We start from the raw sequence: 15,210 nt of genomic DNA, 5'->3' as shown, positions 1-15,210 counted from the left end.
GGTCTATATGGAATTCTCAATAGTTGTTTTTAATTATTCAGAATGATACATGTGGTGAAAGGTATATATTATCTATAATAATTGTATATATAACTAGCCTTGTAATGAGTTTCTACTATATTTGAAATTGAAATATAAATGAAAAGAAAAGCACAAAGAAGGGGCTGTGGAATATGGGCGCTTGGGGAACTGGATTATTTGTATGTCACACTAAAGACCGAAAGTGATGAAGAGCTTTTTATTACAAAGAAAAGACACCCATATAAGAGTGTCTTTTCCGATAGTTTTTTAGCAGAAGCAAGAAGCTCCAACAATGATCAATAAAATAAACAATACAACTAGTAAAGCAAAGCCGCCGCCACAACTACTACAACTACCACCAAATCCCATAATAGTTCCTCCTTTAATAAGAGGGGAAAACAAGGGGTCACTCATGTATTTTAACGGATTCAATTTACTTTATGTTTTTTACGCAATAATTGAGCAGGTCCTTTTGAAAATAAAGAAAAGACACCCTAAGGTGCCTTTCTCCGACTTGAACCATCTTAATTTTAATAATATTGGACATTGAGAAAAAAGAAAAAGCCCTATATAGGGGTATCACCACACGACTAGCCAGCACTCACACCTAAAAACAGGAGGGAATGATAAAATGCAAGTTTAAGGAGGGGGATGAATGAAAAATGTACATAGATGGTTAAATTATTTTGGTTTTATATGTGTGTGCATGTCTAGCTTCGGTTTTGTTTCTCGTTGGATTTTTCGTGATGTGATTGCACTCGATCAATTACTTGTTTTGAGTATAGGAAATATTATTTTAATAACAGCGTTTTTTGTAAAACGTTGTAGTAAAGAGTTACGAGGTGATAAAGGTTAATCGCCCTAAATGTAGTTTTAGAATTTCGCAATCGGAGTATATTGTTGAAAAAGACTTATTGAATAATGACAGTTTATTTTAAGAAAGTAAATCGATAATATAGTAAATAATACTTTCCTTGACCCTGTACTATGGCACAGGGGTTATACTTTATATGAGGTGAGACAGATGCAATATCTTATTATCGAAACTTTAATAGATTCAGAAAAGAAAGTAGAAGAATATTTATAAAAATAATAAATTGTAAAGGTGGGAGAATAATGGAAGATTGTTGTAGTAACCTTAAAGGAATAAAAATTGAAAATAATGGTCATTGTCCATCATGTAAAAATAAAGCTAAGAATGTAAAGTTGATTACACTAAAATCATTGCTTAAACCATCGGCATTAGAAACATTAAATGCTAAAGAAAATCACTATTTTTGTTCAAACGAAGATTGTGATGTAGTCTATTTTGATACGAATAATAAAAAATACTTTGTATCTGACATAAAGGTAGCTGTAAATCAAAAAGATGACTCAGCAACTACACCAATTTGCTATTGTTTTGATTGGACAAAAGAAAAAATCAAACAATATGTAGAAAATGGACTTACTCCTAATCCAGTAGAGCATATTCGCGAAAACATAAGAGAAAATCGATGTGGTTGTGAAGTAAACAATCCACAAGGTAGTTGTTGTTTAGGCAATGTTACAACTTATATTAGAAAAATGTCATAAGGAACTTAAATGTTGCTTTTTTTCACCAAAATACTTTGGGGTATTTCAAAATCTCAAGTCGATGGGCATGTGACGTTGCCTCATGCTCACCAAGCCAGTTAGGGTATGTTAAGTAAACCTTATGGATTTGTATATCTCATCCATCCACTTTCAGATTGTTTCGCTTTATACTTCCCATAAGACAGAAGCTTCATTGCCGAGCGATTGGCCGCATGAAAAACCAAGTTTAGCTTCAATTCTTCTTCCATTTCACTGGGATAGGTGGTAGATTCATAAACATAATAACCCGCCATGATACAGGGGATTACTTGCTCCGGTTCAAATCCATAAGCAGTTGCATCATCCACAACCAAATCAATGATGCATCGGTTTCCATCTTTAACTTTTTTCTGGAGTAATTTTTTTACCGATCCTGGTACTAATTCTAATATTTTATCCTTCATGTCAGTCACCTCATCTTTTATCATGTCCAGATAGCCTGGGGATATGTGTCAAACAGAATGAAGTTCTAACCGTAATTGCACAGGTTTAACAAGATCTTAAGGACTATATCACCCTAAAAGAGAAAATGAATTTAAATAAAAGAAACCCCGATTGTCTGCGGGGCTCCTAAGGGTAATCGTCAAGTAATGACGTACTCGACTAATTAACGATATCATGAATTTTTTGGTAAAAATAATGGTAAATGTGTCCAAATGAATAAGGGCATCATTTGGAACAAAAACGCTATTTTAATTTCAAACAAAAGAACAGTCAGCAAAAGCTAACTGCTCGGTTCTCCAAGGGGGAACAAGGAGAAAGTAACTTAATCGGTTGTCTTCAGTGTTGACGGAATATTGAATTTTATTCAGGGATCTATGTTATATGATTGATAAAAAATTCCTTTATTAGCAGTAAAACTCCGAGGAGAGACAAGACTTCAATTGAGAACCAAAACATGCTTTTTTGAGGTTTTTAAACTCCATTATTATGGAAGAAAATAAAAAGGTTGCAATCATCATGATAATTAAGAGACGGATTATATCAGACATTAATAGCACTCCTAATATTTAATCAGTTTCATTATATAGTTATTTCCAATGAGATGGAATTTAAGAATTGTTTTATTGAAATTCGAACAAAAAAGGTCCTGTTGTCTCCAACAGAACCTTTTCTAAAATGGCAAAGAGTAACTCTTACCTTACTCTTCTGCTATATAATACACAAAATACGTATAGATGTGTAGAACAAGAAATTCCAATATAATTATTTGAATAAAGTGTTTAAAAGTATCTTGTCGGGGTTTAATATAAGGAATTAAATTACAAACGTTGATTTATCAATGGATATTAATGATGAACTAGAAAATGATAGTTAATAAAGAAATATTACAATAATGAAATATGAAATATTGCATATTCAATCGAAATAGAAATTTACAAGTAGAAAGCGAGGAATAACAATGGGGCTAGGAAACCATAGAACAGAAAATAGTTTGAGTGTAAATGACAGGTGTTCCGGGTTCTACTATTTATGCGAAGAATGTCATTGGGAATTCCATAGACACTTCGAAACAGTTAAATCACACGAGTATGTTACGGAGACACCTAAATATACAGAATTGATAGGATTATGGGAAGTATTGAATGATCCATTATCTATGAAAGAGTTCAAGGAACTTGTTTATAAAGGATTGTATTTAAAAAGAAATGTACAAAAATCATTTAATGAAGAAGAAATAGAAGCAAACAACAAACAATTAAAGTAGCGAATTCGATGCTTTTTTATTTTACATAGAAAAAAGGAAACCGCAAAGGATCCTTTTTATATTAAGCTGCTTTATAATTTTTATTTTTAATCCTATTTCTAGTATCCATAAATGCGGCGAATGTCGCTATAGCACCACCTAAATCATAAACTTGGAATTTGTGGACAAAAGCAAGTCCTACAATGAAATTGTAGCTGTATATAAAGCATGTAATACCGAACAGCCATAACATGAACTTTAAATCTTTTAAGCTCAATCTATAATCCTTAATTTTTTTCCACATATGTATCAACTCCTATTGTTCTGAGGTTCTATAGTTTTTCTTGCAGATCTCTCGCATGTCTACGATAAAGAATAGAAAGAAGATAACAGCTGCGATGCCATTAACCCAGTAATACGTATGTCCCATCGTGAATCCATCATAGAAGGAATAGGCATTCCAAATTATAAGGATTATTGAGCAGATAGTAGAGGTCATTAATGAGCCAAAACTTCTCATGCTTTTCACCTCGATTCAAAGTTTTAGAACTTTTCATACAATTATACATTTAAATAAAAAGATTTACAAAAGGAATTACCATAAGGAGGGGGTATGACTATACGCTCTAACGGGACAAACTGTTGGGAATTGTGAAGGAAACGGCGGTTCTAATGTGGATATCAATACGTTAAGTCAGGTGGATTCGATACTAACTCCTTAGATGAAGCTATTCAAGCTATGGCAGAACGAGGAATAAAAGGTAGCGTTAATGTTGATTCACTTTCTGGACTATGTTATATCCAAACCGATGTCCTACCTAATACAGAGTTAGATAAGATTACTTGTTGGGTGGATACTTGATCAGGTGGTAAATGGTGGTATGAATATATCAAAGTTAGATAATAGTTGAAGCCGTCCTTAATCGGGCGTTTTCAACTATTATCTAAATGCTTCTTTAGCTTTCTCTATTGTGTTCTGTTCCTCTTTTGTATTTGTAAATTCGATAACCATAACAGACAGTCCAAAACCTAAACAAACAGCCTTTATCTTGCTAATTCTCACAAGAACTTACACTTTTTCTCTATCTGTATTTAACCTAGAATACAAGATTCTTTCATTTTTATTCCTGGATATATTTGAAAAACTGTATGTTTTTTATCTCAAATCAATTACATCTATAAATTTAAGGAAAACTCTGTTATAAGATGCATCAGTGCAAGTTATTAAATTCTTTATCGGATTTATGTCAGTTACAGTCACATATCTAGTAAGTAAATGACCATCTCTATAATAAGTAATCAATACCTTCTCTTCAGAAAGAAATGAACATAGTAACTTGTTTTCAATAATTTCTTGTTCGTCTTGGGTTAATGTAGGGCGCTCCACTTTTGTTTGTTTTTTAACAATCTTACCAATACCGATGAATTTCTTCGGTATTGAAGTGAATGGAGTCCGCTTAATCATTCCTATTTCTTTTGGCATATGTGTATAGTTCATGCTGTATATCTCCCTGATTGCTATTAATAACTGTATCATTATATCAATTTTTAGAGATGTTAGGATTATTTATATAATTATAAAATAAACATTTAGAGGTTTTTGACTCCTTATAAAATCAACCCAATTTAACTAAGTATGATTTATATATATATAATTGAGTAATGCACATGAATCAATTATTGTCATAGATGTAAGCAATATTTATAATGCAAAAGAATTGCATTTACTTCTTAAAGAGAAGCTTGAGTTTCCTAATTTGTACGTGGAAAACTGGGATGCTTTTTGGGATTGTATTACAGGATTTGTGTGTCCTTTGCCAAACAAAATGATCTTCGACGGATGGTCAAAGTTTGAAAAAAGGTTACCGAGAGATACGAAAATAATGAAAGAGTGTCTTCTTGATTATAATGAAGAGGATAGAAAGGATCCTGCATGAGCGTCTTTTTTATTAAAATTTATATTTTAAAGAGTTACCTAGAAGAGAACAAGCTATTAATTAACAAAAAAGAAAAGACACCCTAAGGTGCCTTTCTCCGACTTGAACCATCTTAATTTTAATAATATTGGACTCCCGTCCGAATATTATTTTACCATGTTAAGTTGTTTTTGGAAATATGCCATATCGATAATTACAATACACGTTTTAGTTTTTAAATTATTTATCTTTCTAAAAGTTGAAATTAATAAGAACCCCATAAATGATAAACCATTCCACTAACAAAAAACACTAATCCTAAAAACAAAACAATTAAAGCAAGTACTCCATTTTGATTATGTTCCATAAAATTAGCTCCTTTTAGATTTATTTTTATCCCGCTATTTGTGGGCAGCAGGGTTCCCACCTCAAAATTCAGCTGGAGCAAAGAAGTTAGGTGGGAGCCCTGCGGCCCGTAAACGCCCGATTGGTGAAGGCTAATACTCAGTGGGGGATGAACAAAACCCCCCACTGAGTAAAGTTTCACTTTATATACAAAAAAGCCTTTAGTCGTAATTATGGCTAAAGGCTTTGATCATTATACTTTTTAGTTTATAAAATTTGAAACTGAAAATGTACTAACTTGATAATGAAGCCTGGCTATTAGAATTGAAAAATTTTAGTTTTATTATAATTAATAGAAATGAGAGTAGTGTGAAAATGAATCCGCTCCAAATAAGTTGGTGAATACCTAAGTTTGAAATGAACCAGCCTCCAATAGTTGTTCCTAAAGTAATTCCGAGATTTGAGAATGAAACGAATAGGCTATTACCAAATTCAGGCGCTTCTTTTGCTTCGCTTATTAACCATGTTTGACCAACAATTAATCCACCAGCATGTACGATTCCCCAAATGAATACGATAAAAATCATTGGAACAAGGTAGGAACCTAAATAATAAACCAATATGTAAACAATAGAATATAGGATAGGGAATAATATTACTGTATTTACTATACTTTTTTGCAGGAGACTACCAAATAAATGATTGCCTAAAATCATAATAATGCCAAATATGAATAGCATGATACTGATGAGAGATCCATTCATGGAAGTTACTTTGGCAAGGTACTCAGCGAAGTAGCTGTATACGGAAAACATGGCTGCAAAAAGGAATGTGACGGTTAAAATATTCAACCATAATCCTGGTTTGCCGAGTATACGAATTTGTTTGCCGAAAGACATTTTTTCTGTAACAGGCATAGAAGGAAGTAGAATTAGTATTCCAATGAATGCAAGAGTGTTAACAAGCGCTCCGAATAAGAAAGCAATTTCGAGTGAAAATTGGTCTGCAAGGTAAGAGGTTAGTGGTACACCTAAAGCAAAGCCAACAGTAATTCCCATGAAAACTTTTGTAACCGCTTGACCGCTCTTTTCTGGAGGGACAAGTTTAGCAGCTGTTACAAGAGCGATTGAAAAGAAGAGTGGATGAAGTGCTGCCGGTAAAATACGAAAAATAAGCATGATTTCAAATTGTGTTGTATAAGCGTAGATTATATTTGAAATAACAAATGCAAAAATTGCTGTTAATAAAATTATTTTGCGATTAATACTAGAGACGAGCAGAATTAAAAACGGACCAGAAATAGCAACAACTAGTGCAAATATACTTACTAAAAATCCAGCTTGTGTAGTTGAAATTCCGAATTTTTCAGTGATTTGTGGTAATACGCCGACAATACCCATCTCGGTAGTAATAATTCCGAACACACCTATTGCGAGTGTCAGAATAAGTAAAGGATTTACTTTTTTCATTTATAAAACTCTCCATTCGTATCGGTATTTTGAAAGTAAATTCATTAACAAAGAAGCATTATTACAAGTATGATTGGATGCCAATATTATCAGGACTATTTAATTTTAAATACAATAACAGATATCTAAATAACTAGATATGATATATTAAAAAATTTTCTCCTTTCTATGTTTCTTGCTTTTATAGGTAGTGCAATCTTATAAAAAGTAATTGGATACCCGTAAAAAGCAGAATGTGTGAAAGCTAATAATCAATTAGTATGCAGATTGATTATTAGCTTTCATTTTATAATTCGTTTTGAACGTATTCAGAAAACTCTCGTATTGTTTTTTCATTTCGGCGATAGTATGTCCATTTTCCAATTCGGTCAGAGTCTAGTAATCCTGCCTTTTTCATTGTTAATAAATAACTAGAAATAACCGATTGGGCTAAGCCAGTTTTAAGCTGGATATCTCCTACGCACACTCCAACTTGAAAGTTAAGGTCTTGCTCTAGATAAGGTTTTTCATCGAAATGGTTTTCTGGATTTTTCAACCATGATAAAATTTGACATCTTGTTTCATTTGACAATGCTTTATAAATTAATAAAGGTTCCATAAGGATATTATATCTACTTTTATAGATTTGTAAATGGGTTTTGGTGATTTTAAGGGGAGAAGGTATATGTAGATTCTTTTAAATCTGAATGAGATGCTCTAGTAATAGGGCTTGTTTTTTCTTCGTTTGCTGTTATATAGTATGTTTGTCAACGGCAAGAAGTAGCAGGACAATAATATTAAATTGGCTGCCATTCGCAGGAATTTAAATTCATCTAATATTTTCGAATATACATAAAATATTCAAATTAAAAAAGAATGCTGATATTAATACCAGCATTCCTTTTTTAATTTCTGTCAGGATCTTTAGTGTGTGCTACAAATAAGCCTTCAGATATACAAAGTTGCTCAACTAGTTTTAAATCTTTCGATTCAAAACTTACATAGGCAAAACAACCATCACCAATTATTACGCCTATTTTTAAATCAGAAAATACTAATATGAGCTTATCTACTTCTGTACACGGTAAAAATTTCAACACATCATCATTAAATTCAGTTATAGATTTTGTGTATTTGCTATAATTTAGGGATTCTACATTATCCAAAATGTAAATATTCTCATCATATAAATATAACTTACTTAAAGCTAAAACACTTTTGTTTAAAATGTTATATTTATTCTGTAGCAATATATTCTCTTCAAAATCAAAATACTTTTCACTCTTTACTATTTTTGGAAAAGTATCTACAACGTAAAAATCGGTATCTTCTTTCTCATAATATTCTTCAATTAACTTTTGAAACAAATCTTTGATTTCACACATTTTTTATCTAAGAACCTTTCCTTTACTATCTAAAGTAGCTTCCTTTTTTCCTTTTGGACTTATCAACTTCCATGCACTTCCTCCATGAGGGTTACCAGACCTTTCTTTAGAAATAGACCATCCTGATTTAGGATCTTTAAATAGTTGACCTGATACCCTTTGAGTAAACTTAGACATATTAATATGTCTAGATCCAGCTTTTAATGCCACTGGAACAAGGCGCATAATCGCAGCAATAGCAACTGGAATTAAAGGTAGTGCATACTGTACGCCATGTTCAGGAAGACCTTCAGTACCTTGTAGATTAGATTGCTCTAACTCACTGTAATCATTCACTTCAAAATTATTTTCAAATGAAACATCGTTATTGTACTCTAATTCGTAAGTGCTTTCAATTTTATTTTCATAATTAGATACTTCTGCAAATCCCTTCTCAGGTGCAATTGTTGTAATCCCTAAAGCAAATGCTGAAGCGATTAGAAGTGGTTTAATAAATCTTTTCAATTAATTCATCCCCTTGTAATTTTTTGCTATACAACCAAATATTAAACTTAATAGGATTTAATTACTAGTCTAGTTGTTTATGTATTTTTTTGATATAATTACCTTGTAAATAAATGTAAACTTAATGAAGTGTATGGTTGTGAATTTTCAGAAAAAATAATTCGAACTATAATAATATTGGATAGCAGTTTAATACATAAAATGTGGTTATCAAGTCGGAGGAAGGCACCTTAGGGTTTCTGTTCTTTTTTTCTTAAAGGACCTGCTCAATTAATGCTTAAAAATATAAAGTAAACTCAATCCGTTAAAATACATGTGTGACCTTGCATTTCCCCTCCTACTCAAAGGAGAGATTGGTGGTAGTTGCGGCGAAGGCTGCGGTTTTGCTGGAGGATTTGCGTTATTAGTTGTACTATTTATTTTATTAATCATAGTTGGAGCCTCTTGCTTCTGCTAAAAAACTATCGGAAAAGTAATATCTTTAAAAAAAGATATTACTTATATAAATTATTTACTTAATGCATCGCCTAATTTCTATTTGAAAATTTCAGGCTTCATTTTACTAACTGATTTATAATTACTATAGAATAAGCCAATGAAAGAGAAGAAGGGCGATGGATATTTATATTGGATAGTATAAACCCCTATATTCTCTGATTAATTTTATTTAATCTTACCAACTACCCACACCAACATCCGCCTTCAACCACTTCACCCAATCCGAATCTTCTATTTTAAGCAAACTGAGCGAAACACCTTTCATATCTAAAGAAGTGAGAAGGGTACCAACCTTTACGAACTTCACATGTAAGCCTTCCAGCTCACATAAACGGCGAATATCGTTTGCGAAAATGTATTGTTCCATTAATGGTGTCGCACCGAGTCCGTTAATGAGGATGGCGAAGTTGTCACCTTTTCTCCAGCGATAAATGCTTTTTAGTTTGTTCATAAGTTCAATCGCTAATATTTCAGAAGAGGATAGTGCTTCTTTGCGGTAACCTTTTTCGCCATGAATACCAACGCCGTAAAAGACTTCATCGTCGTTTAATGTGAATGAAGCTTTTCCTTGTACTGGATCGTTTGCAGGTGAAAGGGCGACTCCTAATGTGTGTAAGTTTTGGATGACAGAACGGCCAAGTGCTGTTAGTTCTTCTAAAGAATGACCGCTCTCAGCGGCCGCGCCTACTATTTTTTGAATGAAAACAGTACCAGCGACGCCGCGTCTTCTTTTATTAAACGAAGCATCATCTTCAATTGAAACGTCGTCATTTACGATGATGTGGTCAATTTGTCTTCCTTCTTCTTTTGCGATTTGTTCTGCCGCTAAAAAGTTTTCTACGTCATCTTTAAAGTTTTTTATGATGAATAAAATACTTTTATCTTTTGGCATTAAGCGAGTTGCCGCCACAATTTGTTCGACTGTAGGGGGAGTGAAGATACTGCCGTTTACTGCCGCCGTAAGCATTCCGTTTCCTACATAGCCAATATCAGCTGGTTCGTGTCCGCTACCACCGCCGCTTATAATGACAACGTTTTGTTCCATTTCTGCGATATCTTTTACATAAATGATGTTATTTGTTTCGTCGTAATTTACTTTGTCGTTATGTTCAAAATAAAAGCCATGCAGCATATCTTGAACGATATTTTGTACATCATTCATAATCTTTTTCATTGCTTTTGCCACCCTTTAATTACTTTGCTGATTGCTCGAGTAATAGTAGTAATTGATTGTTTATCATATTTTTCATGAGAGAAGACATAATGGATGGATCTACTTCACATTTACTTTCAATCCAATCTTTTATCGTCCCAACGAAGCCGTGACTATAAAAAGAGGCAATCGTATTTTTTGTCTCATTCGAAAGGCTGAATCTACAGCTCATGGATAGTTCATCAATAATCTTCATATATAAGTTTTTCGTATGCTCAAATAAATAGTGATTAAACGAATTTTGCTCAATGACTTTAAAGGCATTTCGGTAAAATTTTTGATTTTCATAAAAGTAATCAAATAATAAATCGAAAATGTTTTCCCATGTTTCATAATCAAGAAAGTCTATAATATTTTCTTTCGTTTCTTCTCTATAAATCCAGCTTAATAGTTCGAATTTATCTTTAAAATGATAATAAAAAGTTTGTCTACGCATTTGACAGTGTAACATAATATCGCTCACTGATATTTTATGAAACGATTCTGTTTCCATTAAATGTTTCAATGAGTTCGCGATTATCTTTTTAGAAATTATAGAAGAGGTCATCTGAATCATCCCTAGAATGTAGTAATATGAAAATCTTATCTATACAGTGAAACTTTAATCAGTGGGGAGGTTCATCCCCCACTGATTATTAGTTGAACCAATCGGGCATTTACGGGCAGTTGATCTCCCACCTAACTTCTTTGCTTTCATTGCATTTTGAGGTGAGGGTCTTACTGCCCGTTAATGCGGGATAAATGAGAGCGGTGTCTTTAGACAGATTGTCCATTTTGTCCGTTTACTATAAAACGCTTTCATTTTAACATGAGTAGTAAGAAGAAGATTTCAAATATATCACAATATATTAAAGGAATTGAGGGAGAATCACAATGAAAAAGATTATAAATAAACCAGAAACATTAGTAATGGAAATGTGCAACGGAATGGTTATGGCTCATCCAGAGCTTGAGCTTTTGAAAAAATATAAAGTTATTAAGAAGAAAGAAATGAATGAAAATAAAGTAACGTTAATTAGTGGCGGCGGTAGTGGTCATGAGCCAGCGCATGCAGGTCTAGTCGGAAAAGGAATGCTGGATGCGGCAGTGTGCGGAGATGTGTTTGCTTCTCCTTCGCAAATTCAGGTCTATCAAGCAATTAAAGAAACAGCTAGTAAAAAAGGTACGTTATTAATTATTAAAAATTATAGCGGCGATATTATGAATTTCAAAAACGGTGCGCATTTAGCGACTGAAGATGGAATTGAAGTAGACTACGTAAAAGTAGACGATGATATTGCGGTAGAAGATAGTTTGTATACAGTAGGACGCCGCGGCGTTGCGGGAGTTATTTTAGTGCATAAAATTGCCGGCGCAGCAGCGGAAGCAGGAATGGATTTAGGAGCGGTGAAAGCTGTAGCGGAAAAAGCAGCGGCTAACGTGCGTACAATCGGTTTAGCATTAACTTCTTGTACAGTTCCAGCGAGCGGATCACCTACTTTTACACTTGCGGAAGATGAAATGGAATACGGCGTAGGTATTCACGGTGAACCAGGTATTAAACGTGAAAAAACGCTGTCAGCAGATGAATTAGCTAACCGTATGACAAATGATTTAATAAAAGATTTAGGAGTAAAAGATGGTGAGGAAATCGCACTTCTAGTAAATGGTTTTGGCGGAACACCACTGCAAGAACTTTACCTATTTAATAACGTAGTTACGAGAGAATTAGCTGCTAGAAATATTAAGATTAATAGAGTATTCGTCGGTAACTATATGACGAGTATTGATATGGCAGGTATGTCTTTAACAGTAATGAAGTTAGATGACGAGTTAAAAACGTTGTTATCGAAAGAGTGTAATACACCAGCGTTTAAAGTAGATGGACCAGTTGAAAGTGTAGAGTACGTGAATGTGCTTGAAGATGTAGAAGAGAAGGAAGTTTCCTTCGAAATAGAAACAGCGGAAGAGCACGCTGTTATTAAAAATAATGTCATTACATTAAATAACATGATTTATCTCGTTGATAAAATGAGTGACATTATTATTAAAAATGAAGTACCGTTCTGTGAGTTAGATACACATGCAGGTGACGGAGACTTCGGAATGAGTATTGCAAAAGGATTTAAGCAATTAAAGCGTGAGTGGCATTCTATTTTAGGACCAGAGAATGTAACGATCGGAGCATTCCTTGACGGTTGTTCAATGATTATTATGGAACATTGCGGCGGCGCTTCTGGTCCAATTTGGGGCGGAGCATTCCGCGCAGCTAGTAAAGCAGCAGGCGAAAAACGTGAGTTAACAGCTAAAGAGTTCGCTGAAATATTGCAAGCGGCACTTCACGGCATACAATCTATCGGTGAAAGATCGTTCGGAAGAGGAGCGGTAGTTGGTGATAAAACACTTGTTGATGCACTTGCTCCATGTGTAGACTCTTGGTTAAATAGCGCTTCAAACGAAGAAGATATGAAAACTGCCTTTGAAAAAGGAGCAGAAGCAGCGGTTAAAGGAGCAGAGTATACGAAAGAAATCGTAGCTCGTATGGGCCGCGCTGGTACAGTTGGTGAAAGAAGTTTAGGCTATCCTGATGCAGGTGCGCATGCGCTTGGGGTTATCTTTACGGAGATTTCGGGTAGTTTGAAATAGGAATTAAAAGATCCCCTCTGCCTTAAGGTGGAGGGGATTTTAAATTTAGTGAAATGGTATATTAATGTGGCTTAGAAGCAAATGATTTCGGTGCGGAGTTTAAGGTTAAATGGGCTGAAGTTAATAAGTAGTCTGCTATATGATGTTTAAGAAAGGGCACTCCATTGAGGGAGTGCCCTTTTCGTAATTCATGATATAGAATCTCTTTATATCACCAGGAGTCACCGTGGCTGGATTGCATGTACATAATTGTACTAGATTTAGTCGAATTAACCTGTTCTTTAGAATCTGATTGTGAAGGGAATGCTAACCCTATAGATAAAGCAGCTGAAAGTGCTAAGCCTAAAATCGTTCCAAAAAGTTTTTTCATTATTTTAACGCTCCTTTTTCGAAAGTTTTTTCTTTAGCTTGATGACTAATATAAAAGTATTTACTAGCTTTTACAGTGTCGTTTTCTTCGTAAAACTTGATTGCTAATTTTTCAGTGTATTCTTGTGTGTAATTAAATAGTTGTTGTGTGTCGAAAAATGAGATAGCTTCCCAAGATAATTCTTCGAGAATAGCAGCTGGAACACCTTTATTCATACAATCTAAAATTTTGAAATGATATAGGTATTCTTTATTGTCTAATTGCTCACAAATCGCCACCCCTCGTTCGATCAACTCGGCCGATTGATTAACTTCACCGAGTTTGAAATGTTCTCTAGCTTCAAGGAAAAGGGCTTTAAAATGCTCCGGAGTTTTAGTTGTTACTTCTGATAAGTGTCGAATTGCTAAAGTGGATAAGTTTTGGCTACTATATAAAAACCCTAAATTATTGCGGACTCTTAATATTAGGGAATCCTCATTATTTTTACGTAAAATATCTATTGCAGAATTAAATTTTTCTTCTGCTACAGGGAATTGTTTTATATCAATACATGCTAAACCGTATAAGTTCTCACAAGCGGCAACATTATTTTCATAACCATTATGTTTAGAGAAAATCTCTTTAGCTTTAGTCACATGTTGAATTGCTAATAGAGGTTGATAGGTATGAAGATAGAAGTTAGCAAAACGATAGCTAAACTCACCTATTTCAAGATCGTCATGAATATGTTGTAATAGCGTTTCGGCTTTTTCGTAGTATTCCCAGGCTTCATTGTTGTTTGAAATTAGTGTGGCGTGAATCCCTTTGAAAAAGTGATAATAATAAGACAACGATTCATTTTTGGGTATATTCAGTGAATCAATTGTCTGGAAGCTTGTTGGTGTAATGCTTAAATGATCAAGCAGAACTTTAAAGCGAAAAGTAAGAAGTGAGTAATGGAATAGTAAATTTGAATCTTCATTAATGCTATTTATGTATTTATCAATTTCGTCTTTTAAGTGTTTTGCTTCTTTTAGGTGCTGGGCACGTATCTCTTGATACCAATTATTTAAAAGTTGTGTGATCATATCTTTTGTTTTTAGGTGACTTACCATAATTCTCCCCGCTTTCTACTATATTTATTTGTATATTGGTATGTATATACTAGCAAGAAATTAAGTGTGATAGAGTGATATATTGAAAGAAAAAAACTTTTTCAATAATTTTCTGATAATTTAAAAGGTAATTAGAATATAAATAGAAAAAGAATTCAATCGGATTCCTTAGGTGGTGATCATTTACTTATTGCAAAAAAAATAAGTGAATCGAGCGAATATGACTATTGCACTTAAAATAAATAACAGCCTTTTTGTAAAGTGAATCTACATAAACTGATTCGAAATTTTATAAGAATCCATATGGAAAGCATTCATTCAAATAACAAACAGCCCGAGTTCCAATGAGGAACTTGGGCTGTTTGTTATTTCCTTTCCTAGCACTACTCTATCGCCATCAAAACAAAAGAACGAGTGATCCCACTTTATGGTTATGTGTAAAACATAAACTAGTAGAAGTTTTGTATTTTCTTATCCTACGTATCCCACC

Annotated in this window: 19 protein-coding genes and 1 pseudogene; 7 read left to right on the top strand and 13 right to left on the bottom strand. The window is 33.6% G+C overall.

What is annotated here, in order from left to right; all coding sequences use genetic code 11:
• Positions 1-288 precede the first annotated feature (288 nt).
• On the bottom strand, positions 289-390 hold the full coding sequence (locus NSS74_RS18895) for a YjcZ family sporulation protein (protein WP_000505688.1): 102 nt from the start codon (positions 388-390) through the stop codon (positions 289-291).
• A 286-nt stretch (positions 391-676) separates the two neighbouring features.
• Here NSS74_RS18895 and NSS74_RS18890 point away from each other — a divergent pair, with 286 nt between their 5' ends.
• A complete protein-coding gene (locus NSS74_RS18890; RefSeq protein ID WP_012260457.1) occupies positions 677-877 on the top strand; it encodes a hypothetical protein in 201 nt (66 codons plus the stop codon).
• 260 nt (positions 878-1,137) lie between these two features.
• The gene (locus tag NSS74_RS18885) at positions 1,138-1,596 is read left to right on the top strand and encodes a putative iron-sulfur cluster-binding metallochaperone (protein ID WP_000389113.1); all 459 of its coding nucleotides are present in this window, start codon (positions 1,138-1,140) and stop codon (positions 1,594-1,596) included.
• A 119-nt stretch (positions 1,597-1,715) separates the two neighbouring features.
• On the opposite strand, the gene NSS74_RS18880 is transcribed toward NSS74_RS18885, so the two are convergent.
• The gene (locus tag NSS74_RS18880) at positions 1,716-2,039 is read right to left on the bottom strand and encodes a hypothetical protein (RefSeq protein ID WP_002064068.1); all 324 of its coding nucleotides are present in this window, start codon (positions 2,037-2,039) and stop codon (positions 1,716-1,718) included.
• 998 nt (positions 2,040-3,037) lie between these two features.
• Here NSS74_RS18880 and NSS74_RS18875 point away from each other — a divergent pair.
• The gene (locus NSS74_RS18875; RefSeq protein WP_012260458.1) at positions 3,038-3,343 is read left to right on the top strand and encodes a hypothetical protein; all 306 of its coding nucleotides are present in this window, start codon (positions 3,038-3,040) and stop codon (positions 3,341-3,343) included.
• Between the two features lie 61 nt (positions 3,344-3,404).
• Here NSS74_RS18875 and NSS74_RS18870 read toward each other — a convergent pair whose 3' ends face one another.
• Complete coding sequence (locus NSS74_RS18870; RefSeq protein ID WP_340814065.1) at positions 3,405-3,626, bottom strand: hypothetical protein; 222 nt, start codon at positions 3,624-3,626, stop codon at positions 3,405-3,407.
• Positions 3,627-3,638: 12 nt separating this feature from the next.
• A complete protein-coding gene (locus NSS74_RS18865) occupies positions 3,639-3,842 on the bottom strand; it encodes a hypothetical protein (protein WP_236571813.1) in 204 nt (67 codons plus the stop codon).
• A gap of 97 nt (positions 3,843-3,939) precedes the next feature.
• Here NSS74_RS18865 and NSS74_RS18860 point away from each other — a divergent pair.
• Positions 3,940-4,184: pseudogene (locus NSS74_RS18860) on the top strand (N-acetylmuramoyl-L-alanine amidase C-terminal domain-containing protein); the annotation flags it as partial.
• A gap of 294 nt (positions 4,185-4,478) precedes the next feature.
• On the opposite strand, the gene NSS74_RS18855 reads toward NSS74_RS18860, so the two are convergent.
• Positions 4,479-4,820 carry a YolD-like family protein gene (locus NSS74_RS18855; protein ID WP_159146308.1) on the bottom strand — a complete coding sequence of 114 codons (342 nt, stop codon included), beginning with the start codon at positions 4,818-4,820 and terminating at the stop codon, positions 4,479-4,481.
• Between the two features lie 157 nt (positions 4,821-4,977).
• Here NSS74_RS18855 and NSS74_RS18850 point away from each other — a divergent pair, with 157 nt between their 5' ends.
• The gene (locus tag NSS74_RS18850) at positions 4,978-5,259 is read left to right on the top strand and encodes a barstar family protein (RefSeq protein ID WP_159146309.1); all 282 of its coding nucleotides are present in this window, start codon (positions 4,978-4,980) and stop codon (positions 5,257-5,259) included.
• Positions 5,260-5,876: 617 nt separating this feature from the next.
• Here NSS74_RS18850 and NSS74_RS18845 read toward each other — a convergent pair.
• The 4 genes from NSS74_RS18845 to NSS74_RS18830 all read right to left on the bottom strand — a co-directional run bounded on the left by NSS74_RS18845 (position 5,877) and on the right by NSS74_RS18830 (position 8,920).
• A complete protein-coding gene (locus tag NSS74_RS18845) occupies positions 5,877-7,052 on the bottom strand; it encodes an MFS transporter (protein WP_340814064.1) in 1,176 nt (391 codons plus the stop codon).
• Positions 7,053-7,338: 286 nt separating this feature from the next.
• Entirely contained in the window at positions 7,339-7,650 is a 312-nt protein-coding gene (locus tag NSS74_RS18840; RefSeq protein ID WP_002140623.1) for an ArsR/SmtB family transcription factor, read from the bottom strand.
• A 286-nt stretch (positions 7,651-7,936) separates the two neighbouring features.
• A complete protein-coding gene (locus NSS74_RS18835) occupies positions 7,937-8,416 on the bottom strand; it encodes a hypothetical protein (RefSeq protein ID WP_002064076.1) in 480 nt (159 codons plus the stop codon).
• A 3-nt stretch (positions 8,417-8,419) separates the two neighbouring features.
• Positions 8,420-8,920 carry a hypothetical protein gene (locus NSS74_RS18830; protein WP_002064077.1) on the bottom strand — a complete coding sequence of 167 codons (501 nt, stop codon included), beginning with the start codon at positions 8,918-8,920 and terminating at the stop codon, positions 8,420-8,422.
• A 313-nt stretch (positions 8,921-9,233) separates the two neighbouring features.
• On the opposite strand from NSS74_RS18830, the gene NSS74_RS18825 reads away from it, so the two are divergent.
• Positions 9,234-9,377: a YjcZ family sporulation protein gene (locus tag NSS74_RS18825; protein ID WP_080001803.1), complete on the top strand. Its 144-nt coding sequence runs from the start codon at positions 9,234-9,236 to the stop codon at positions 9,375-9,377.
• Between the two features lie 216 nt (positions 9,378-9,593).
• Here the strand turns inward: NSS74_RS18825 and dhaQ are convergent, their stop codons facing one another.
• Positions 9,594-10,592 (bottom strand): DhaKLM operon coactivator DhaQ, encoded by a 999-nt coding sequence (gene dhaQ, locus NSS74_RS18820; RefSeq protein ID WP_340814063.1) that lies wholly within the window; start codon positions 10,590-10,592, stop codon positions 9,594-9,596.
• 19 nt (positions 10,593-10,611) lie between these two features.
• Positions 10,612-11,178, bottom strand: a complete 567-nt coding sequence (dhaS, locus tag NSS74_RS18815; RefSeq protein WP_212089433.1) for a dihydroxyacetone kinase transcriptional activator DhaS — start codon at positions 11,176-11,178, stop codon at positions 10,612-10,614.
• 326 nt (positions 11,179-11,504) lie between these two features.
• Here dhaS and dhaK point away from each other — a divergent pair, with 326 nt between their 5' ends.
• Positions 11,505-13,256, top strand: a complete 1,752-nt coding sequence (dhaK, locus tag NSS74_RS18810) for a dihydroxyacetone kinase subunit DhaK (protein WP_340814061.1) — start codon at positions 11,505-11,507, stop codon at positions 13,254-13,256.
• Positions 13,257-13,467: 211 nt separating this feature from the next.
• Here the strand turns inward: dhaK and NSS74_RS18805 are convergent, their stop codons facing one another.
• Together NSS74_RS18805 and NSS74_RS18800 are read right to left on the bottom strand one after the other, a co-directional pair.
• On the bottom strand, positions 13,468-13,626 hold the full coding sequence (locus tag NSS74_RS18805) for a hypothetical protein (RefSeq protein WP_002087237.1): 159 nt from the start codon (positions 13,624-13,626) through the stop codon (positions 13,468-13,470).
• Positions 13,626-14,720: a response regulator aspartate phosphatase gene (locus NSS74_RS18800; RefSeq protein ID WP_340814060.1), complete on the bottom strand. Its 1,095-nt coding sequence runs from the start codon at positions 14,718-14,720 to the stop codon at positions 13,626-13,628. The genes NSS74_RS18805 and NSS74_RS18800 overlap by 1 nt, the downstream gene beginning before the upstream one ends.
• Positions 14,721-15,210 lie beyond the last annotated feature (490 nt).

Origin of the sequence: Bacillus sp. FSL E2-8868 (genome assembly GCF_038005505.1) — a bacterium.
GTDB classification, from domain to species: Bacteria; Bacillota; Bacilli; order Bacillales; family Bacillaceae_G; genus Bacillus_A; species Bacillus_A mycoides.
Note: the sequence above shows the minus strand (reverse complement) of the source record. Positions and strands in the feature narration are given on the sequence as shown.